A 20,394-nucleotide genomic window follows, 5' to 3' on the forward strand; every position below is an offset into this window, starting at 1 on the left:
GAACCTCGCTCACCGGGCCTTAAGGGCATGCAGCGCCTCTTCCGCCTGGCGCAGGGCGTACTGCAGCCTGGCGCCCGGTTCCGGCAGCGAGAAGAGGTAGCCCTGCAGGGAATCGCATTCCAGCGCGGTCAGGTAGTCCGCCTGGGCCGCCGTCTCCACGCCCTCTGCCGTGACCGTCAGGCCCAAACTGTGGGCCATGTTGATCATCGAGCTGAGGATGGGCAGCCGCTCCTCGCCCGTACGCACCATGGACACAAACGTTTTGTCGATCTTTACCGTGTCCACGGGGAGGTCCTGCAGCCGGCCCAGCGACGAATAGCCGGTCCCGAAGTCATCCAGGGCCACGCGGGCGCCGGCATCCCGCAGCGTGGAAAGCTGCCTGATCAGGTTGCAGTCGGCGTCGAAGAAAACACTCTCGGTCACCTCGAGCACCAGCTGGTAGGCGGGGACGCCGCTGGCTTCGGCGAGATGGAGGACGCCGGCGGCAAAGTCCGGTTCCTGCAGCTGGACTCCCGAGACGTTGACGGACAGCGACCGCGACGGGTCCCGGCTCAGCCATCCAGCCAGCTCCACCATCCCCAGCGCCATCACCTCCGCGCCGATCTCGTTGATCAGTCCGGTGCGTTCAGCCAGCGGGATAAAAACCGACGGCGGGATCCGGCGCCCGTCCCGCTCCCACCTTGCCAGCGCTTCGAACTTGACCACCTGGCCCATGCGGTGGGACACAATGGGCTGGAAGTCCACGGTGATTTCGCCGCGCGGCACGGCAAGCTGCAGCGCGCTTTCCATGTCCGTCCGCTGCACCAGCGCCGTCATCATGTCCGGATGGAACCGCAGGAAACGGTTCTTGCCCGCGGCCTTCGCAGCGTACATGGCGATATCGGCCTGGCGCAGGAGCTCCGACGGGCCCACGCTGTCCTGGGCCAGTGATGCGAGCCCCAGGCTGAGGCTGGGCCGGAGCAGCCTGCCGCTGATGGTGACGGGAACGTGCAGGCAGCGCACGATGCAGGCTGCGATTTCGTCCGCGTCCGGGCATGCGGTCAGGAGCACCACGAACTCGTCGCCGCCGAGCCGGGCGACGACGTCGGCGGTGGGGACGCAGCCACGGAGCCGGCGGGACACCTCGATCAGCATGTCGTCGCCGGCCTGGTGGCCAAGGATGTCATTGACCTCCTTGAAGTCGTCCAGGTCCAGGAGGAGGACATCCACGGTCTTGAGCCGGGGCTCCGCCAGCGCCTCAGCCAGGGAATCGTTGAACACCGCCCTGTTCGCCAGGCCCGTAAGGGGATCCTGGAAGGCCATGGCCCGCAGTTTTTCCGCCTGCGCAGCGAGGTCCTGCATGGCCTGCTGTGCCTGCTCCTGGGCTTGCCGCCGCGGAGTCACGTCGCGGAAGCTCCACACCCGGCCCACAATGTTCTCGCCCACCCGCTGCGGACGGGAGTAGCGCTCGAGCGTGCGTCCGTCCTTGAAGTCCAGGACGTCGTGGCTTTCGGCTTCGGGGTCGTTGTGCAGTACCGTCAGCCGCGCCATAAAGGCGACGGGGTCCTTAACCTGGGCAACGATGAGCCGCATGATCGGTTCCTCCGTGTCACCGTCCAGGAGCTCCGGCGGGATGTTCCACATGCTGAGGAACTGGTCATTGAAGCCGGCAACGCGGCCCTCGGAACTGATCACCAGGATGCCGTCGGCGGTGGACTCCAGCGCGGCGGACAGCAAGGACATGGCTTCCCGCAGGTGCGCTTCCGCCTCGCTCCGGTGCGAAGTACCCCGGACGGACAGCAGGAGTTGCGCCCCGGTGCGGACGCCGTCGTCGGGCGCGTCATGAACGGCGGCGTGGACATCGGCGGGAAGCAGGGAACCGGCCACCTCGGCGGAAAACTCGGTGCCGTCCCCGTGGACGCCACGCACCTCGATCGGCGGCGGGTAGCTTTCCGTGCCTGCGAGGAGCTGCTGTACCAAATGCTCCGCGGGCTCGTGGAAGCCGGGAGCCAGGAACGTGCGGTAATCCCGGCCCGGGAACCCTTCCTTTGGAAAGCCGAAGAGCCTGGCCGCAGCAGCGTTGGCGATTGTGATGGTGCCGTCGCCCGTCAGGGCCAGCAGGGCGTCCGGGTTGGCATCCAGAATTGTGCCAAATGTTCGAAATACCGAATTTATGCCGTGGCCCGATGCAGCCATAACACCACCCCCCTCGCACATCATAAACGCGAAACGGGGAATTTCCCCCGGAGGAGAGGAAACGGTGCCTACTGTTTACCTGGGGCGCCGGCGGCGGTCCGGCCAGAAGGCAGGAACGCCGCCCTCCGCGTGGAGGGCGGCGTTTCGCCTGTGTGGAATGATGCGGTGCTGCTACACCCTGCGGTGGCTGCGGTTGGTGACTGCCCCGTAGACCAGCAGCACGATGATGGAACCGAGGATGGCCAGCAGCCAGGTGCGGATGTCGAAGAATTCTGCCAGCCCGCCGCCGAAGATCAGCGAACCGATCCAGCCGCCCAGGATGGCGCCGACAACCCCCAGGACCATGGTGATGACCCAGCCGCCGCCCTGGCGGCCCGGCAGGATTGCCTTGGCAATAGCGCCGGCAATCAGGCCCAAAATGAGAAATCCGAGAATGCCCATGTTGTCACTCCTTAGATCGTTAAGTTGTGCCGGGCCCCCATTTCCGGTGTTCCTAATTCAATCAGCGTGCTTACTTCCCTGCAAGGCTTTCAATGTCACAGGATGACTGTCAGTTGGTGGCCGGAAATTGCCGCTTGGGTAGGATTGGGTGTTCCCGCAGCTGACTAAGGAGCCCGGCATGCCCAGCCAGAAGACTGACCGGCCGCGCGCCATTTTCCTCGACATCGATGGTACGTACGCCGATCACGGGCTCGCTCCGGCCGCCCACGTGGAGGCAGTGCGCACGGCACGCGCGCTGGGCCATTTGGTCTTTGTCTGCACCGGGCGGCCGCTGTCCATGGTCCCGGCCCACATTTTGGAGGCCGGGTTCGACGGCGTCATCACCGGTGCGGGCGCGCGCGTTGAGCTTAACGGGGAGGTCCTCAAGGACACCCGGTTCGCGCCGGACCTGGCGGCCCTGATCGTGGAAACCCTGGACGAGCACAACGCCGCCTACATCCTGGAGGCACCTGAGGCCTTGCACGGCCGCACCGGTGTGGACCAGCGGCTGCGGGAGGTGCTCGGCCCCGTGTTTGCCGGCCGCCCCCGGCACGACGGAGTCCTGAGCACCGACGTCGATCCCCTGGAGGACATCCTGGGGCCGATGCAGTACAGCGACGACCTGCGCTCAGCCTCGTACGCCAAAATCTCCTGCTTCGACTCGCCGGTGCCCCTGACGGAACTGATGCCCACCTTCGGGCCGGAGGTGGCGCTCATCCCCAGTTCGTTGTCCGCGCTGGGCGATCGTGCCGGCGAGATCTATATGGCCGGAACGCACAAGGCGGTCGGGATCCAGGTCCTGGAGGAGCGCCTGGGGCTGCAGCGCGGGGATATTGTGGCCATCGGTGACAGCGCCAACGACATCGAAATGCTCGAGTACGCGGGGGTGGGCATCGCCATCGAGGGCGGCCACCCCGGCGTACTGGCCGTCGCCGACAGGGTTACCCCGGGGCCGGCAGGGAACGGTGTGGCGCTCGCGTTTGCCGAGCTCGGACTCCTGGGCTGAGTCAATCGCTGTACCGGCGGCCCCGCATCAGCGGCGTGCGCTGAACTGCCCCTTCGCGACGGGAGCCGTGCCAGGTGCTGCCGGGGACGGGGCGGAGGTCCCGAAGCCCCGCACCAGCCAGCCCTCGGCCTCCCAGGCGGCAGCGTCGAGGGCGTTGCGTGCGTCCAGCACCACCCGCCGTCGGACCATCCCGCCGGCCGCGGCAGGGGACAGTTGCCGGTACTCGTCCCACTCCGTCAGCAGCAGCACGAGTTCGGCGTCCGCAAGCGCACGTGCCGTGGAGGTTTCAAAGCGCAGCCGCGGGTAGCGCCGCCAGGCGTGGTTGATGGCCTTGGGATCCGTTACCGTCACGTGTGCCCCGGCCGCCGCCAGCCGGTCGGCCACGTCCAGCGCGGGGGAGTCGCGGATATCGTCGGTGTCCGGTTTGAACGACGCGCCCAGCACCGTGACGGAGCGGCCGGACACGCTGCCGCCGCACAGCTCCGCGGCCAGGCTGGCAGTGCGTTCCCGCTGGCCCAGGTTCACCGAGTCGACCAGCCGCATCCAGTCCTGCACGCCGGCTGCACCATGGACGGCGGCCTGTGCACCGAAGCTGCGGATGTCCTTGGGAAGGCAGCCGCCGCCGAAACCGAGCCCGGCGTGCAGGTACCGGTTCCCGATTCTGGGGTCCAGCCCCATTGCTTCGCTGAGTTCGGTCACGTCCGCGCCTGATGCGTCGCAGAGTTCGGCCACGGCGTTGATGAAGCTGACCTTCGTGGCAAGGTACGCGTTGGCGGCCGACTTGATGAGTTCCGCAGTGGCGAAGTTGCACACGATCCGGGGGATCCCGGCGCGGAGCAGGGGCTCGTAGATGGCGTCGAGCACGGCAGTGACCCCCAGCGGTGCGCCGGACGGCCGGCTGAACGCGGCAGCCCGCCCACCCTCAACGCCGTACACCAGCCGGTCGGGTACCAGCGAATCCTTCACCGCCGTGCCCTGCCGCAGGAATTCCGGGTTCCAGCCCAGCAGCACGTCCGGCCGCGGGGCCAGGAGGCGGCGGAGCAGGTCCACGGTGCCAACGGGCACGGTGGATTTACCGACGACGACGGCGCCCGCGGCCAGGTGCGGCAGCAGGGCTTCCACAGCGGAGACCAGGAAGGTGAGGTCGGCGGCGTCGGACGTCTTGTCCTGCGGCGTTCCCACGCACAGGAAGTGGACCTGGGCGTCCTTGGCCTCCCTGGGGTCGGTGGAGAACCGGAGCCTGCCGCCGGCCAGGCCGTCCCGAAGCAGCTCATCGAGGCCGGGCTCGTGGAAGGGGGCCGCGCCGTGCTCCAGGTGTTCCACCCGTGCAGCATCTACGTCGATGCCGACAACAGTGTGGCCCATGGACGCGAGCGTGGCGGCGTGGACGGCACCCAGGTAGCCGCAGCCAGTAACGGAAATTTTCACAGTTGTGCTCCCTTGGGGGTGGTGGGCCCGGCCGGAACCGGTGCGCCGGCAATGGCTCCCGTGTAATGGCTTATGAGCTCGGCACAAAGGGCCGGCCAGGTCCGTTCCTGAACCGAGGCGTGGGCCGCTGCGGCGAATGCGCGGCGCTTGGCGTCGTCGCCCACCAGGTCCAGGACGCGGCTGCGCAGCGCGGCGAGATCGCCGGGCTCGTACAGCCAGCCCGTCCGGGAATTCTCCACCAGGTCCAGGGGCCCGCCCCGGCCGGTGGCCACCACGGGAACACCGGACGCCATGGCCTCCTGGATCGTCTGGCAGAAGGTCTCGAACTCGCCGGGATGGACGAACAGGTCAAAGGACGCCACGGCCCTGGCAAGTTCTTCGCCGCCGAGGAAGCCGGTGAACACCGCACCGGGCAGGGCTGCCTCCAAGGCGGGCCGCTGGGGTCCGTCGCCCACGACCACCAGCTTTGTGCGCGGCATCCCGGCCAGCGCCGCGAGGTCCTCCACCTGCTTTTCGACGGCGAGCCTGCCAACATAGCCGACGATCCGCTCTCCGCCGGGCGCTACTGAAGCCCGCCAGCCGTCGTCGCGCTTCTCCGGGGCGAAGCGCGCCGTGTCCACCCCGCGCCGCCACATGTGGACCCGGGGGATGCCGCGGCCGCGCAACTGGTTTAGCGCGAACGTGGAGGGCACCAGGGTGCGGGTGGCGAGCAGGTGGATGTTCTCGACGCGGTTCCAGGCCCAGTTCTCCAGGAACGGAACGCCGTACTTCGCCGCGTAGCCGGGAACTTCGGTCTGGTAGACGGCAACGGTGGGGATGCCCAGCTGGTGGGCTGCCTGGACCGCCCGCCAGCCGAGGACGAACGGCGAAGCAAGGTGGACAACATCGGGTGCGTAGTCGGCAAGGATTCGCTTGACCCGGTACACACCCCCCATTGCCACCCGCACGTTCGTGTAGCCGGCCAGCGGCACCGCCGGCAGCCGGTGGATGTCCGCGCCCTTCACCTGGTCCGGTGCGTCCCCGTCCTGGCTGGCCGGGGCGATGACCAGGACGTCGTCGCCCCGGTCCTGCAGATGGTCCAGGACCCGCAGGATGGAGTGCGTGACACCGTTCATCAGCGGCAGGAATGACTCGGCAACGATTGCGATCCTCACCCCTCCACCGTGGGCTCCGGCCCTGACGTGGCGGAAGCGAATGTGTGACCCGAAAGGAAAGGTTGGGTGAACAGGAGTGGCCCGGAAGCGGCTTTAAAAAAATTACTAAGTAGGCTTGGCATCTGATGCTAAGCATGCTTAGGGTAGAGGGGCAGTCAGCGCCAAGCCTCAAGCAGCCGGGGCGGAGGCCGGTGGACGGGAACCCCGTGCCGGAGCTTCCATTGCTGGCAAACCCAGTGCACCGACACATCCAAAGGAGACGTCATGCTCAACCGCGAAAACATTGAAGACCTGCTCAACCGGAACGGCAATGTCATCGGATCCGACGGTGAGAAAATTGGCTCGATCGGACAGCTGTACGCGGATGATGACACGGGGGAGCCCACCTGGGTCACCGTCAAGACGGGGCTTTTTGGCACCTCCCAGTCTTTCGTCCCCGTCGAAGGCTCGCACACCCAGGGCGATGACCTGGTGGTTCCGTACACCAAGGAACACGTCAAGGATGCTCCCCGCGTGGACGTTGACGGCCACCTCACCCCCGAGGAAGAGGACCGCCTTTACACCCACTACGACCGCGGGGCCCGCACCTACACCGACGCCAGGAATGACGTGGACCTCCAGGGCGATGCAGACCTCAACGCCGGCACCCCCACGGCCGGCCTCGGCCGCGACGCCGACTTCGACCGGGACCGCGACCGCGACCTGGACCGTGACCGCGACCTCGCCGGCCGCGGAACCGTCGGCCACGACACGTCCGGGCCCAACACGGACGACGCCATGACGCGGTCCGAGGAGCGGCTGCACGTCGGCACCGAACGCGAAGCCACGGGCCGCGTCCGCCTGCGCAAGTACGTCACCACCGAGAACGTCACCAAGACCGTTCCCGTGCAGCGTGAGGAAGTCCGGCTGGAGCGCGAGCCCATCACGGACGCCAACCGCGGTGCCGCCATGTCCGGCCCGGCGATCAGCGAGGAAGAGCACGAGGTGACCCTGCACGAGGAGCGCCCCGTGGTGGAGAAGGAAGCCGTTCCGGTGGAACGGGTCCGCCTCGACAAGGACGTTGTCCAGGACGACGTCACGGTCAACGAGGAAGTCCGCAAGGAGCGCATCGAAGCCGACGGCGTGGACGACGACCGCCGCCTCTAGCCCGGCCTATAACCAGGCCCCGGACCGACCCGGGACCATGCACGGCTGACGCCGGGACCTTCAAGGTCCCGGCGTCAGCCGTGTGCCTGCAGGTACAGCAGGCTGATGCTGGTGCAGCCCCGCCAAGGCGGTGACTGCACCAGCCAGTAGGACGAATATCTTCAGAACTTAGTGTTCATCTCTCATTCGCGGCTCCTGTTTTCCCGGCTTACGGTTTCCGGGTCAGGTCCTGTCGCGGGCACCGCTCCGGGAGAGCAGCCAGCCAGCCCCGGCCATTACGACGCCCAGCACCAGGTGGGTCCAGTTGTCCATCATGTTCAGCGACAGGAAGTTGGCCGCCGAATCGACACCGACAATAAACCCGAAAATGCCCAGGACTACGTACAGCGCACCGGCCCCGATGAGGAAGTTGCGTGCGCCGTGTTCTGTGCGTGACATCGCCCAGCCTGTTGCCCCAATGGCCAGCTGCACGATGTTAAGGAGCATTGATACCTGGAATACGCCAAGGAACATGGCGTGGGAGTCCGGTCCCAGGAACATCAATTCGCTGTACTGGGTGGTGACGCCGGGCACGAAGCCCAGGATCCCGACCAGCAACAAAAGGATACCCACACCCATACCGGCGTTCTGGACATCTGTCCGTCCAAAGTGGACACCGTGTGCATGTGGGGATGCGGTAGTCATTCTCGCCTCCAACCGCTGATTGTGGACATACCAATTTTACGGCTGGCGCACGAAAAAAGCGTCGGGCCATGGCTGCGAACAGCCCTCCTGCAGGCCCTCCTTGAGCCTGTCGCTTCCGGGCTCGGCGGACCCGGCGTGACACCATGGAACACGATGAAACTGCGTGCTGATCAGACCGGAGACCGTGGCCTTCCCATGCCCCTGTGGCTGCAGGGTGCCGTTGAAACTGCCCAGGCGGCCTTTCTGTCCGCCCTGGTGGTTCTCGCTCCAATCGTTGCCGTTTGGGCCACGGCCGGCTTCCAGGACGGCCAGTTCGACACCCTGGCACGGCTGGCCGGACAGTCCTGGCTGCTGGTCCATGGCGTGCCGCTCGAGCTGCACGCGGCAGGCGCGGAGGCGGCGGCCCGCGGGGACGCAGGAGCCCTGACCCTGGTGCCCCTGGGGCTGACCCTTATCCCGTTCCTCCTGGCCTGGCGGGCCGGGCGGCGCCTGGCCCGCGCCTCGTACACGGACCAGCTCTGGCAGGCGCTGCTTGGCTCCTGGGTGGTGTACGCGGCTTTCGGCGCGGCCACCGGGTTCGTCTGCCGCACGCCCGACGTCGGTATCAACCTGGGCCAGGCGATTCTGGTGCCGCTGGTTCCCTACGCCCTCGGCATGGTGATCGGTGCCCGCCGCGAGGCCGGATCCTGGAGTCGGCTCATCGGCGTCGATGCCGTGGACTGGATTTCGCGCACCAGCCAGCACTCCCGTTGGGCCGGCTCCTACCTTGCGTCCGTTGCCAAGGCGGGTTTTGTGGCCGTAGTGGCGGCGCTGTCACTCGCCGCCGCGTTGCTCGCCGTGGACCTGTTCATCCACTGGAACCTGGTGGTGGCCGTGTACGAAGCCCTCGACGCCGGCGCCACCGGAGGCGCTGCCCTCACCGTCGCGCAACTCGGCTACCTGCCCAACCTGGTCGTTTTTGCCCTCGCCTGGGTGTCCGGATCAGGCTTCGCGATGGGCGTGGGGTCGCAGGTGGGTCCGCTGGGTACAGCAGTCGGACCGCTGCCCTCGATTCCCGTCCTGGCGGCCATTCCGGGCGGGCCGCTGGACTATGCGTTCGTGGCGCTGATCGTGCCGGTGCTGGCCGGTGTCCTGGCCGGCTGGTGGTTCCTGCGCGAGGGCGAGAACCACTTTGACGAATGGCTCTCCATCAAAATCCGGGCCCGCTGGTTCACGGCGGCCGCGTCCACCCTGGTGCTCGGTGCGCTGACGGGGCTGGCCGCCGGGCTGCTCTCCCTGGTCCTGGCGTGGCTGGCGCGGGGGTCGGCCGGCATTGGACGCCTGACGGAAATCGGCCCCGACCCGCTGTGGACCGGGATCTGGGTGGCAGCGGAGGTGGGAGCCGGCGTCGTGATTGGCTACGCTGCCGGGCCCTGGCTGGAACGTGAACGGGCTGCAGGTGAAGCGGAGCTGGAGCTGGTCAAGTAGTTCGGGGCTGCTAGGGGAGCCGGGCGGGGAGCGAGTTCTCGAGCTGGACCCGGCAGGCCGTCTGGGCCTGGTCGGTCAGTGCCCGGCCAAGGCACTGCTGGTACTCCTGGACCTGGTTGAAGAACAACGCCGTGACGAGGATCAGCAGGACCAGGATGGCCGAGACCACCAGCCCGGAGATGGTGCCGAACAGGACCAGCCTGGATTCCTTTAACCGCGCTGACCGGACCAGCAGGACTATCCCGAGGACCAGGCTTGCTGCGGTCAGGATGGCGGTCAGCCAAAGGTAGCCGACGTCGAGCTGGTACACGAAGAACGCGCCCAGGACTGACACAACGAAGATCCGGAACAGCGTATGCGTCCTGGCCAGCGACGCTTTTGCCGCCTCACCGAGCGGCGGTCTGTTCCGCTGCTGCTGCGCCGGCCCGGGGGTGCTGTTCATGTTTTCCAGCCTACGCGAGCCTGCCAATAAGCTAGACCAATGCGCATCGTAGTCCTCGTTTCCGGCACCGGGTCCAACCTCCAGGCAGTAATCGACGCGGTCAAGGCGGGGGAGCTCGACGTCGAGATCGCCGCCGTCGGTGCCGACCGGCCGGGCACCTACGGGGTGGAACGCTCTGCCGCGGCCGGGATCCCCACGTTTGTGGTGGACTTCAAGGCCTATGCCGACCGGGCCGAGTGGAACGCCGCCCTCACCAAGGCCGTGGCGGAGTTCGAGCCGGACGTGGTGGTCTCCTCGGGTTTCATGCGCATCGTCAGCCCCGAATTCATTGACGCCTTCAACGGCAGGTACCTGAACACCCATCCGGCCCTGCTGCCCGCGTTCCCTGGCGCCCACGGCGTCCGGGATGCGATGGCCTACGGCGTCAAGGTCACCGGCTGCACGGTGCACTGGGCCGATGCCGGCGTGGACACCGGACCCATCATCGCGCAGGAAGCCGTGGCCATCGAGGACGGCGACACCGAGGAAACCCTGCACGAGCGGATCAAGGTGGTGGAGCGCCGGCTCCTGGTCGCCACCCTGGCCAACCTCGCCGCCGCCCCCTGACCCACCCCAACTAGCTCGCAGTTGTTGTCGTTCTGAGCCCCGAAAACGGCAACTAATGCCAGTCAGTTGGGACTGGGCCTCGCGGCCTGTGGATAACGGCAGCAGGGGCCGCAAGGGTTTGCAACGATGGTGCCGTGAAGACTCCGAGTCCGCTGCCCGCACCTCTCGCCAGTCTGCCGTTCACCTTTCAGGAAGCGGTCGACGCCGGCATTAGCCTTAGGCGGCTGCGGCACGGCGCACTTCACTCACCCAGCCGTGGTATTAGGGTTCCGGACCGAGAATCAATGGCTGGTCCGGGGCCTGCACCTGTGCCGGGCGTCGTGCGGCCCTTCACCACGATCACGGCATATGCCGCTGCGTCTCATGCCACAGCCTTCACGTTCTGGCAGTTTCCGGGCTATCTGCCCGGCCAAGATGATTCTCGCATCCACATTTCCCGTCCTGACACGATGGCGATACCGCGCCGCAGGGGCGTCGTCGGTCACGTGGGACAGTTTTTTGACGACGAGATAGTTTGCGTGGACGGTTTGCTTGTGACCAGCAGGGCGCGGACCTGGCTGGACATTGCCAGACGGATGACCGTGGAAGAACTGACGGTAGTGGCAGACCATCTGGTGCGAATTCCCAGGCCGGCATTCGAATTCAGGACGCACCCATACTGCACCCTGGAGGAACTGGCCGACATGCTGGACCGGCACAAGGGAACACCCGGAATCCGGAAGGCCCGCCTGGCACTCGACCGGGCGTGCGTGGGCTCCGACTCCGCTCCTGAAACACGTCTGAGGCTTGCACTTGAAGACCGCGGCCTGCCCAAGGCGCTAGTGAATGTGCCTATTCAATTGCCTACCGGCGTCGTGCGTCAGCCGGACCTTAGTTACCCCGAGCAGCAGGTTGCTGTGGAGTACGACGGCGAGGTGCATTCCACCGCAGACCAAGTCGTTAAAGACATTGCCCGGGAGGAAGACTTCACCCGTGGAGGATGGCTCCTCGTAAGGATTTCCAAACATCACATGGAAAACGAAGGCAGGGCCGCCGTCTCGAAAGTGCGGGCCGCACTGTTGAGCAGAGGGTGGTCGCCGGACACAAGGGACCGGCAGCTAAGGCACATACAGTGATTCCACTGGGAGTTAGATGGGTGCGTGACGTCGAAGCTGCCGGAGCCGTCGAACAGTACGGACCTTCTTTACAGCAAAACGCCAGGAGTCAACGTCTCCGGGGGGACGTTTCATTGCCGACGCAGACGGCAGTCCGATATTTCTTCTCGCCCGCCGCTGCCACACGAATAGTCCTATGGCTGTGGCGGCGACGGCCACGAAGTATGGCCACCCCTGAGGTGCAGTGCTGCTGGATTGAAGCAAGGCCATAACCTCCTCACTGAGTACCAGAAGCACGGCAGCGACCACGAGAATTGCTGCCGATGACACGCGGGAGATGAGCCTCACACGCTCCTCCGCAGTTTCCAGAAGGTCCTTGGTGTGGACTGTGAAAACGTTGTATAGGCCGGCAAGCGCTTCCGACTCGCGTCGCTGAGCAGCGCCGGCAGCCACCCGTGCCTCCGTGTATTTGGCCTTGAGGACCGCGATGTCGGATTCCAGAGCGGACCGGTCTGCTGCCCTGGCCGCCTGCTCTGATACACGACGCTCGCGCTCTGCGCTCTGATGAGCGTCCCTCCTCTGCTGCCGACGGTGGAAGGCCAATTCGTTGGCGATAGCCTCAGCGGCAGCTGTCGGGGTGGCGAAGGACAATGTGGCAGCCCGGTCAGCTACGGAAACATCTGAGTCATGTCCCACTGCCGTTGCCACCGGGACGGGGGACTTCTGAATAGCCAGAGCGAGTTCTGCACGTTGGTAGCTGCGGAGCCACCTCCAGTGCCCGCCACCTTGGGCAAGCACGACCAAATCCAAGCCCAGGTCCTGTGCCTCCTGAAGGTGCGCTTGGAAAATTCCGATACTTCCGCTGGCGGCCCAGGAAATGGGCCTATAGAAGACCTCAGGTGATATCCGGCGACTATTTAAGAGCCGGCTTTTCAGGTCCCCGATACCCTGCGCGTTGGCAGGGCCCACGACCATCACACGATCAGGTTTGCAGTCAAGATACTTGAAGGCGTTCTCCGGATTGTCATGCGTGAACGCATTGCTGAGCCGACTCTTGGGAACACCCGCTGCCCGAAGCGACGCGATTGCCTTCTTGTCCTCGAGGTGGAGAACACCTCGGCGGGCGAAGTCCGATTCAATGGCTGTGACCCTGACACCGACTGTCCCCTCCGAGTTGAGCCAAAGCGTGCCTGTCAGTGTGAGCAGCATGCCTTCCGACATCGCTTGTTCCAGTGACGAGCCGTTTCCTCGAAGATGCGCATCGATTCTGGGAGCCATCTCGTCCCATACGACACAGGAAAGGAACTCGATTCCACTTGGAGACACCGAGACGAGATCAAAACTCCACCTGTTATCGGTTTTTCTGGGGGCCATGCACTCACCGCGCATCGTGATTTCGTGTTGGCCAAACTGGCTTCGTACCCAGCCACGGACTTCACTGACAGAACGTTTGGCCGGACTCGGTACCGGCTTCTGATACGGACGCATGCGGGCTCCCCATCGCTCGGCCGGAATGGTCTCCGGCATTTGTTGCGGAGCCTAGCGGTGGTCTCCGACATGGCGGGTCAAAGGTCCAAGGCCGCTACGCAACTGACTCGCATTTGTTGTCGTTCTCAGGCCTGAAAACGACAACAAATGCGAGTCAGTCGGGAGGGGAGGGGAGATGTGGGGAGATGTGGGGAGCGGGGTCTATTCCAGGCTGCGCTGCCTGGTCTCCGGGGAGAAGAACGCCATCCAGAGCACGGCCAGCAGCACCAGGCCGCCGGCCAGGGCGAAGGACGTTGCCAGGCCGAGCTCGGGCCAGAAATAGTTCGCGAAGATGAGCGGGCCGAAGCCGGCGCCCAGCCGGGAGAACGTGGACGCCCAACCGAAACCCGTCCCGCGCAGTTCGGTGGGGTACAGCTCGGAGACGTAGGCGTAGAGCACCGGGATGGCTACCTGGACCACGAATCCGAACACCAGGAGCCAGAACACCGCAGCGCTGGGGATATCCACCACAAACGCGACGATCACCAGGGTCAGCGCGGACAACGGGCCGGTGATGGCGAGGATCCATTTGCGGCCCACGCGTTCCACCAGCAGGGCGGCCACGATGACGCCCAGCAGGCCGACGGCGGCCATGGAGGCGGTGGTGACGAACGCCTTGTACTCGGCGAACCCGGCGCCGATCAGGATCCGCGGCATCCAGGTCAGGGACAGGTAGTAGACCAGCAGGATGCTGAAGAACAGCGCCCACGCCGCGGCGGTGATCTTCCAGTTGTACTGCCACACGGAGCGCAGCTGCGTCCAGGCGCTGCCGGCGGAGAGCCGCGGCACGTCTTTGGCGTCAGGCAGGCTGTATGCCCGGGCCTCGGCTCCCGTGGCTTCGACCAGGCCGTCAATGACCCGGGCCGCTTCCTCCCGCCGGCCCTTGCGGATGAGGAACAGCGGGGACTCCGGAACGCTCCTCCGGACCCAGAACACCAACAGGGCCGGCAGGACCATCACCAGCATCGTCAGCCGCCAGTCACCAAAGAGGGCCACCAACGCGGCGGAGACGAAGCCGGCCAGCGCCGCACCAACGGGCCACCACCCGTCCATGGCGGTGAGGACCTTTCCGCGCTGCTTCCGCGGAGTGAACTCACCCACCAGCGCATAGTCCACCGGGATGCATCCGCCCAGGCCGAACCCGGCCATAAACCGGAACACGCAGAACCAGATGAAGTCGGGGGAGAAGGCTCCGAGGACGGTGAAGAGGGAGAAAATCAGCAGCGTCGCGGTGAACGCCTTCTTCCGGCCGATGGTGTCCGCGATGGTGCCCCACACAAAAGCGCCGAGGGCCATGCCGATGAGGTTGGACGTCCCCACCCACGCCACCTCCCCGGGCGTCAGGGCCCAGTGCGTGGACAGCAGCGGAATGAGGATGCCGTTCAGCGTCACATCCCAGGCGTCGAACATAAAACCCAGGCCGCCGATCAGGAAGATCCTGCCCTGGACTTTCCACCGCCACGGCAGCTCCTGGACCACCTGTTCGCCGCTTGGCACAGTGGTGTAAGTATTCATCTCAGCCTCCTGGGGAAAACTCTAGTCCCGCACGTCCCGCGTCCACACTCCGGCACTACTCGCGGGGCAACCTTCGCTTCGCGATAAACTGGCCCTATCCCCACCAACCGCGGCATTGTTCCGCGAGATAAGACGGAGACATTTGTGAGCTTCACGCAGCATGAGCGCGTATCCATTGACCGTGTACCCATCCGCCGGGCGCTGATCTCGGTTTACGACAAAACCGGTCTGGAGGAGCTCGCCCAGGGCCTGCACGCAGCGGGTGTCAAGCTGGTCTCCACCGGCTCCACGGCCAAGAAGATCGCCGCCGCCGGCATCCCGGTCCAGGAGGTGGAGGAAGTCACCGGTTCGCCGGAAATGCTGGACGGCCGCGTCAAGACGCTCCACCCCCGCGTCCACGGCGGTATCCTCGCCGACCGTCGCGTCGCCGCCCACATGGAGACGCTCACCGCCATGGAGATTGAGCCGTTCGACCTGGTGGTGGTGAACCTCTACCCGTTCGTCGAAACCGTCAAGTCCGGCGCAGCCCAGGACGACGTCGTCGAGCAGATCGACATCGGAGGCCCCGCCATGGTGCGGTCGGCCGCGAAGAACCACGCCGCCGTCGCCATCGTGGTGGATCCCGGCTTCTACGGACAGGTCGTGGAAGCCGCCTCGGCCGGCGGTTTCGACCTGAAGACCCGCCGCCGCCTCGCCGCAAAGGCCTTCGCCCACACAGCGTCCTACGACAACGCGGTAGCAAGCTGGACCGCCAGCCAGTTCCTGGATGAGGACGGCGACGGCGTCATCGACTGGCCTGCCTACGCCGGCCTGTCCCTGGAACGCTCCGAGGTCCTGCGTTACGGCGAGAACCCGCACCAGCAGGCCGCACTGTACGTGGACAAGGCCGCACCGGCCGGCATCGCGCAGGCTGACCAGCTGCACGGCAAGGCAATGAGCTACAACAATTTCGTGGATGCCGATGCCGCCCTTCGCGCCGCCTACGACTTCAGCGAACCGGCTGTCGCCATCATCAAGCACGCCAATCCCTGCGGCGTGGCGATCGGATCCGCGGACGCCGCGGACCCGATCGCCGATGCCCACGCCAAGGCACACGCCTGCGATCCCGTCTCCGCTTTCGGCGGCGTCATCGCAGCAAACCGCCCCGTGACCGCTGCGATGGCCAACACCGTCAAGGACATCTTCACCGAGGTTGTCATCGCGCCCGGCTTCGAACCGGAAGCCGTGGAGATCCTCGCCAAGAAGAAGAACATCCGCCTGCTCGCCCTCCCCGAGGGCTACGGCCGGTACCCGACCGAAATCCGACAGGTCTCCGGCGGCGTGCTGGTACAGGTCACCGACAAGGTGGACGCCGACGGCGACAACCCCGCCAACTGGACCCTCGCCGCCGGCGAGGCCGCTGACGAGAAGACGCTCGCGGACCTCGCCTTCGCCTGGACCGCCTGCCGCGCAGCCAAGTCGAACGCCATCCTGCTCGCAGACAACGGCGCGGCCGTCGGCATCGGCATGGGCCAGGTCAACCGCCTCGATTCGTGCAAACTGGCCGTCGAGCGCGCCAACACGCTGGGCCTCCAGGTGGAGTCCGACAGTGCCAGTGGGGGCGATGCCCCCGGCGGTGCCTCCAACGCCAGCGTTGCCGGCGCGCCCGAGCGCGCACGCGGCGCCGTCGCGGCCTCTGACGCCTTCTTCCCCTTCGCCGACGGCCTGCAGATCCTGATCGACGCCGGCGTCCGCGCCGTGGTGCAGCCCGGCGGTTCCGTCCGGGACGAGGAAGTCATAGCGGCAGCAAACGCTGCAGGCATCACGATGTACTTCACCGGAGCCCGCCACTTCTTCCACTGATCCCCACCGCCTCAAAGAACGACGGTGCCTGTCCCTGCGGCGGGGAAAGGCGCCGTCGTTGTTGGTTCAGGCAGGGTCAGGCGCCGGGCTCTTCCCGGTTGCCGCCGTGTTTACCGGCGTCCGCGCCCCTCTGCTTGAGACGCGGACCCTCCGCCGGGAGCCGAGGCTCCCGGGGCTTGGCATCGGCCATCCGCTGCCGGGTCCAGTACTCGAGGATCTCCTCGTGGGTCTGGTGCGCGTCGCTGCGGGTGACGGATTCCGTGCCGGACGGGTCTTCGCTAGGACTTGGCTGCACTGGTGTAGGTCGCCTGGATGACGGTGCCCCAGTAAGGGCCATACATCACGTTGGTGCCGCTGTAGCCGTAGCTGTTGATCGAGTTCTGGGTTCCGGAGGAGCTGCTGCCGATGAACCAGGGGCCGCCGGAGGAGCCGCCGGTCATGTCGCAGGGAATGCCCTGGGTGCCGAACTGCGGGTTGTTGGTGTCAGGGGCAGCCGTGCCGGTGCAGCTCTTCAGCGTCTCGCCATTGAACGGCCGGGCCGCCGGGTAGCCGAAGGACTTGTAGGTCAGGCCGCGTGCCTGGTTGAAGGCCACGCCGGATCCTCCCACCACGTCTGTCAGGGTCTGGTTGTTCAGTTTGTTCAGCACGGCGAAACCGGTGTCGTACGCCATGTCGCCGTTCGCGCTCCACTGCGTGGGGGCGAAGTAGGAGCGGGCAGTCCACTTGCCGTACGGGGCGGCGCCGTTTTCGTACGCGGGGACGAAGATGAAGTTCGTGGCGAACGCGCCGGGCCCCTCGTTCAGGCAGTGGCCGGCGGTGGCAACGGTGCTTTCGTTGGCCGAGGCCACGGCGTTGCCGGAGCAGACGTAGTTTTGGCCGCCGAGGGTGAAGAACACTTTGCCGATGTGCTTGACCGGGGTTTCACTGGCCGCGAGGGTCTGCTTGCCCTTGGTCGCCTGGACCTGGGAACCCTTGCCTTTTTCCACCACGGCTGAACGGTTGCCGCGTTCCAGTGCCTTGGCAGCCAGGACATCGCCCGGAATGGCGCTCCGCATCTTGTCAGCCGTCCAGTACTCGGCCGCACCTGCGCCGTCAGCGGCGACGCTGACAACGGCGGGATCCTTCTGGTCCCCGGAGGCGGCGGGAGCGGCGCCCGCTCCGCCGGCTGTGCTGAGCGCCAGAACGGCGGCTGCTGGAAGGCTCAGGAGGCCTGTGGCCCAAGACCTGGTACGCGTCATTGTTGTCCTGTCTGAACGGGATATTGGCCCCGGGGCGGGCCGGAGAAGTGACGTAGCGAATTTATCGTCACATGACAAATTTGTAAATAGTAGTGACGTATCATGTATGGCTCTTCGGGGCCCGGGAGTCATCGCCGAAAAGCAGGCGACGGCGGGCCGGGGCACCCGGGCGGGCGGCGCCGTCGTACGCTCTCCAGCGCTGTAATCCTGATCACGGCGGTAGGGTTCAAACGCTGGTCCTCGGGTAAGTTGTACGTGGTGAAATGGACCGAAATTTCACAACCAAGCCGACCCACAGGGAGACGCCCGCGCATGTCCAAGATTATCTACACCCACACCGACGAAGCGCCGATGCTGGCTACCTATTCGTTCCTGCCCATCATCGAGGCCTTCGCTTCGACAGCAGGTGTGGAGGTGGAGACCCGCGACATCTCGCTCGCCGGCCGCATCATCGCCGTCTTCGGTGACTACCTGACCCCCGAGCAGCAGATCGGTGACGCCCTTGCTGAACTCGGTGAGCTGGCAAAGACGCCGGAAGCCAACATCATCAAGCTGCCCAACATCAGCGCTTCCATCCCGCAGCTGAAGGCGGCCATTGCAGAGTTGCAGGGCCAGGGCTACGCGCTGCCGGACTACCCGGACAACCCGTCCTCGGACGAAGAGACCGCCATCCGTTCCCGCTACGACAAGATCAAGGGCTCCGCAGTGAACCCGGTCCTGCGCGAGGGCAACTCGGACCGCCGCGCACCCCTGTCCGTCAAGAATTACGCCCGCCAGAACCCGCACTCCATGGGCGCCTGGACTGCTGACTCCAAGACCAACGTTGCCACCATGGGCAAGGACGACTTCCGCTCCAACGAACAGTCGGTCGTCATTGAAAGAGAAGGCACCATCGCCATCCAGCTGGTCCGCGAGGACGGCTCGGTCAAGGTCCTGAAGAAGGCCTTCCCCGTGCAGGCCGGCGAGGTCATCGACGGCACTGTCATGCGTGCCGCGGCCCTGGACGAGTTCCTGAAGGCCCAGGTTGCCCGCGCCAAGGAAGAGGGCGTGCTGTTCTCCGCCCACCTGAAGGCCACCATGATGAAGGTCTCCGACCCCATCATCTTCGGGCACGTGGTCAAGGCCTACTTCTCCGAGCTCTTCGAGACCTACGGCAAGCAGCTTGCCGCCGCCGGGCTGAGCCCCAACAATGGCCTCGCCGCCATCCTGAGCGGACTTGAGGACCTGCCCGAGGACGTCCGCGAAGGTGTCCAGGGCCTCATCAAGAAGGGCCTCGAAGACGGTCCCGCCCTGGCCATGGTGGACTCGGACAAGGGCATCACCACCCTGAACGTCCCCAGCGACGTCATCGTGGACGCGTCCATGCCCGCCATGATCCGCAGCTCGGGCCACATGTGGGGTCCGGACGGCAAGGAAGCAGACACCCTGGCCGTCCTGCCCGACAGCTCCTACGCCGGCATCTACCAGGTGGTCATCGATGACTGCCGCGCCAATGGCGCCTACGATCCCACCACCATGGGTACCGTGCCGAACGTCGGCCTCATGGCCCAGGCAGCCGAGGAATACGGCAGCCACGACAAGACCTTCGAAATCCAGGAAGCCGGCACCGTCCAGATCGTCGACGGCTCCGGCAACGTCCTGATCGAACACCAGGTTTCCGAGGGCGACATCTGGCGCGCCTGCCAGACCAAGGACCTGCCCATCCGCGACTGGGTCAAGCTGGCCGTCACCCGCGCCCGCGCCTCCCAGACCCCCGCCGTGTTCTGGCTGGATGAGGAGCGCGCCCACGACGCCAACCTCATCGCCAAGGTCAACGAGTACCTCAAGGACCACGACACCGAGGGCCTGGACATCCAGATCATGTCCCCGGTCAAGGCCATCGCCTACACCCTGGAGCGGATCCGCAAGGGCCAGGACACCATCTCCGTGTCCGGCAACGTCCTCCGCGACTACCTCACGGACCTGTTCCCCATCCTCGAACTGGGCACCAGCGCCAAGATGCTGTCCGTGGTCCCGCTGATGAACGGTGGCGGCCTGTTCGAGACCGGTGCCGGCGGTTCCGCTCCGAAGCACGTCCAGCAGCTGCTCAAGGAAAACCACCTGCGCTGGGACAGCCTGGGCGAGTTCCTGGCCTTGGCCGTCAGCTTCGAGCACCTGGCCACCACCACCGGCAACGCCCGCGCCCAGGTCCTGGCCGACACCCTGGACCGCGCCACCGGCACGTTCCTGCTGGAGAACAAGTCCCCGAGCCGCCGCGCCGGCGAGCTGGACAACCGGGGCAGCCACTACTTCCTGGCCCGCTACTGGGCCGAGGAATTGGCCAAGCAGACGGACGACGCCGACCTGGCCGCCGCGTTCCGTCCGGTCGCCGATGAACTTTCCTCCAAGGAAGAAACCATTGTGGGCGAGCTGGCCGAGGTCCAGGGCTCCCCGGTGGACATCGGGGGCTACTACCACCCGGATGAGGCCAAGGCCTCCGCGGTGATGCGCCCCTCGGCCACCCTCAACAAGGTCGTGGCGAGCCTGAGCTAGGCCACGGCTGCTGCGGCAGCTGCAGGTTGAAGAGGGGGGGGGGCAGGGGGACGAGGGG

The 20,394-nt window shown here is 66.0% G+C and carries 17 protein-coding genes; 7 read left to right on the top strand and 10 right to left on the bottom strand.

Annotated features, from left to right (window positions below; genetic code table 11):
- Positions 1-9 precede the first annotated feature (9 nt).
- Both ACYQ1Z_RS13565 and ACYQ1Z_RS13570 read right to left on the bottom strand, forming a co-directional pair.
- Positions 10-2,175, bottom strand: coding sequence for a sensor domain-containing protein (locus ACYQ1Z_RS13565; protein ID WP_459793055.1), 2,166 nt, complete (start codon positions 2,173-2,175; stop codon positions 10-12).
- A gap of 171 nt (positions 2,176-2,346) precedes the next feature.
- A complete protein-coding gene (locus tag ACYQ1Z_RS13570; RefSeq protein ID WP_459793056.1) occupies positions 2,347-2,616 on the bottom strand; it encodes a GlsB/YeaQ/YmgE family stress response membrane protein in 270 nt (89 codons plus the stop codon).
- Between the two features lie 178 nt (positions 2,617-2,794).
- On the opposite strand from ACYQ1Z_RS13570, the gene ACYQ1Z_RS13575 reads away from it, so the two are divergent.
- Entirely contained in the window at positions 2,795-3,661 is an 867-nt protein-coding gene (locus ACYQ1Z_RS13575; protein ID WP_459793057.1) for an HAD hydrolase family protein, read from the top strand.
- A gap of 27 nt (positions 3,662-3,688) precedes the next feature.
- Here the strand turns inward: ACYQ1Z_RS13575 and ACYQ1Z_RS13580 are convergent, their stop codons facing one another.
- Positions 3,689-5,089 (bottom strand): UDP-glucose dehydrogenase family protein, encoded by a 1,401-nt coding sequence (locus tag ACYQ1Z_RS13580; protein WP_459793058.1) that lies wholly within the window; start codon positions 5,087-5,089, stop codon positions 3,689-3,691.
- Positions 5,086-6,243 carry a glycosyltransferase family 4 protein gene (locus tag ACYQ1Z_RS13585; RefSeq protein WP_459793059.1) on the bottom strand — a complete coding sequence of 386 codons (1,158 nt, stop codon included), beginning with the start codon at positions 6,241-6,243 and terminating at the stop codon, positions 5,086-5,088. The genes ACYQ1Z_RS13580 and ACYQ1Z_RS13585 overlap by 4 nt, the downstream gene beginning before the upstream one ends.
- 264 nt (positions 6,244-6,507) lie before the next feature.
- Between ACYQ1Z_RS13585 and ACYQ1Z_RS13590 the strand changes: the two genes are divergently transcribed.
- Positions 6,508-7,389, top strand: coding sequence for a DUF2382 domain-containing protein (locus ACYQ1Z_RS13590; protein WP_459793060.1), 882 nt, complete (start codon positions 6,508-6,510; stop codon positions 7,387-7,389).
- Positions 7,390-7,611: 222 nt separating this feature from the next.
- Here the strand turns inward: ACYQ1Z_RS13590 and ACYQ1Z_RS13595 are convergent, their stop codons facing one another.
- Positions 7,612-8,073 (bottom strand): DUF4383 domain-containing protein, encoded by a 462-nt coding sequence (locus ACYQ1Z_RS13595; RefSeq protein ID WP_459793061.1) that lies wholly within the window; start codon positions 8,071-8,073, stop codon positions 7,612-7,614.
- A 153-nt stretch (positions 8,074-8,226) separates the two neighbouring features.
- Here ACYQ1Z_RS13595 and ACYQ1Z_RS13600 point away from each other — a divergent pair, with 153 nt between their 5' ends.
- Positions 8,227-9,540 carry a cell division protein PerM gene (locus ACYQ1Z_RS13600; protein ID WP_459793062.1) on the top strand — a complete coding sequence of 438 codons (1,314 nt, stop codon included), beginning with the start codon at positions 8,227-8,229 and terminating at the stop codon, positions 9,538-9,540.
- A gap of 10 nt (positions 9,541-9,550) precedes the next feature.
- On the opposite strand, the gene ACYQ1Z_RS13605 is transcribed toward ACYQ1Z_RS13600, so the two are convergent.
- The gene (locus ACYQ1Z_RS13605) at positions 9,551-9,982 is read right to left on the bottom strand and encodes a hypothetical protein (RefSeq protein WP_459793063.1); all 432 of its coding nucleotides are present in this window, start codon (positions 9,980-9,982) and stop codon (positions 9,551-9,553) included.
- 39 nt (positions 9,983-10,021) lie between these two features.
- On the opposite strand from ACYQ1Z_RS13605, the gene purN reads away from it, so the two are divergent.
- Positions 10,022-10,588, top strand: a complete 567-nt coding sequence (gene purN / locus ACYQ1Z_RS13610; protein WP_459793064.1) for a phosphoribosylglycinamide formyltransferase — start codon at positions 10,022-10,024, stop codon at positions 10,586-10,588.
- Between the two features lie 134 nt (positions 10,589-10,722).
- On the top strand, positions 10,723-11,703 hold the full coding sequence (locus tag ACYQ1Z_RS13615) for an endonuclease domain-containing protein (RefSeq protein WP_459793065.1): 981 nt from the start codon (positions 10,723-10,725) through the stop codon (positions 11,701-11,703).
- 12 nt (positions 11,704-11,715) lie between these two features.
- On the opposite strand, the gene ACYQ1Z_RS13620 is transcribed toward ACYQ1Z_RS13615, so the two are convergent.
- Both ACYQ1Z_RS13620 and ACYQ1Z_RS13625 read right to left on the bottom strand, forming a co-directional pair.
- Complete coding sequence (locus tag ACYQ1Z_RS13620; RefSeq protein ID WP_459793066.1) at positions 11,716-13,056, bottom strand: exodeoxyribonuclease VII large subunit; 1,341 nt, start codon at positions 13,054-13,056, stop codon at positions 11,716-11,718.
- A gap of 315 nt (positions 13,057-13,371) precedes the next feature.
- The gene (locus ACYQ1Z_RS13625; RefSeq protein ID WP_459793067.1) at positions 13,372-14,724 is read right to left on the bottom strand and encodes an MFS transporter; all 1,353 of its coding nucleotides are present in this window, start codon (positions 14,722-14,724) and stop codon (positions 13,372-13,374) included.
- Between the two features lie 144 nt (positions 14,725-14,868).
- Here ACYQ1Z_RS13625 and purH point away from each other — a divergent pair, with 144 nt between their 5' ends.
- Positions 14,869-16,566: a bifunctional phosphoribosylaminoimidazolecarboxamide formyltransferase/IMP cyclohydrolase gene (gene purH / locus ACYQ1Z_RS13630; RefSeq protein WP_459793068.1), complete on the top strand. Its 1,698-nt coding sequence runs from the start codon at positions 14,869-14,871 to the stop codon at positions 16,564-16,566.
- A 76-nt stretch (positions 16,567-16,642) separates the two neighbouring features.
- Here purH and ACYQ1Z_RS13635 read toward each other — a convergent pair whose 3' ends face one another.
- Both ACYQ1Z_RS13635 and ACYQ1Z_RS13640 read right to left on the bottom strand, forming a co-directional pair.
- On the bottom strand, positions 16,643-16,861 hold the full coding sequence (locus ACYQ1Z_RS13635; protein WP_459793069.1) for a hypothetical protein: 219 nt from the start codon (positions 16,859-16,861) through the stop codon (positions 16,643-16,645).
- The gene (locus ACYQ1Z_RS13640) at positions 16,845-17,804 is read right to left on the bottom strand and encodes a trypsin-like serine peptidase (RefSeq protein ID WP_459793070.1); all 960 of its coding nucleotides are present in this window, start codon (positions 17,802-17,804) and stop codon (positions 16,845-16,847) included. The genes ACYQ1Z_RS13635 and ACYQ1Z_RS13640 overlap by 17 nt, the downstream gene beginning before the upstream one ends.
- Before the next feature lie 312 nt (positions 17,805-18,116).
- Between ACYQ1Z_RS13640 and ACYQ1Z_RS13645 the strand changes: the two genes are divergently transcribed.
- The gene (locus tag ACYQ1Z_RS13645; RefSeq protein ID WP_459793071.1) at positions 18,117-20,336 is read left to right on the top strand and encodes an NADP-dependent isocitrate dehydrogenase; all 2,220 of its coding nucleotides are present in this window, start codon (positions 18,117-18,119) and stop codon (positions 20,334-20,336) included.
- Positions 20,337-20,394: the final 58 nt, after the last annotated feature.

It is taken from the genome of Arthrobacter sp. AD-310, from assembly GCF_054656615.1.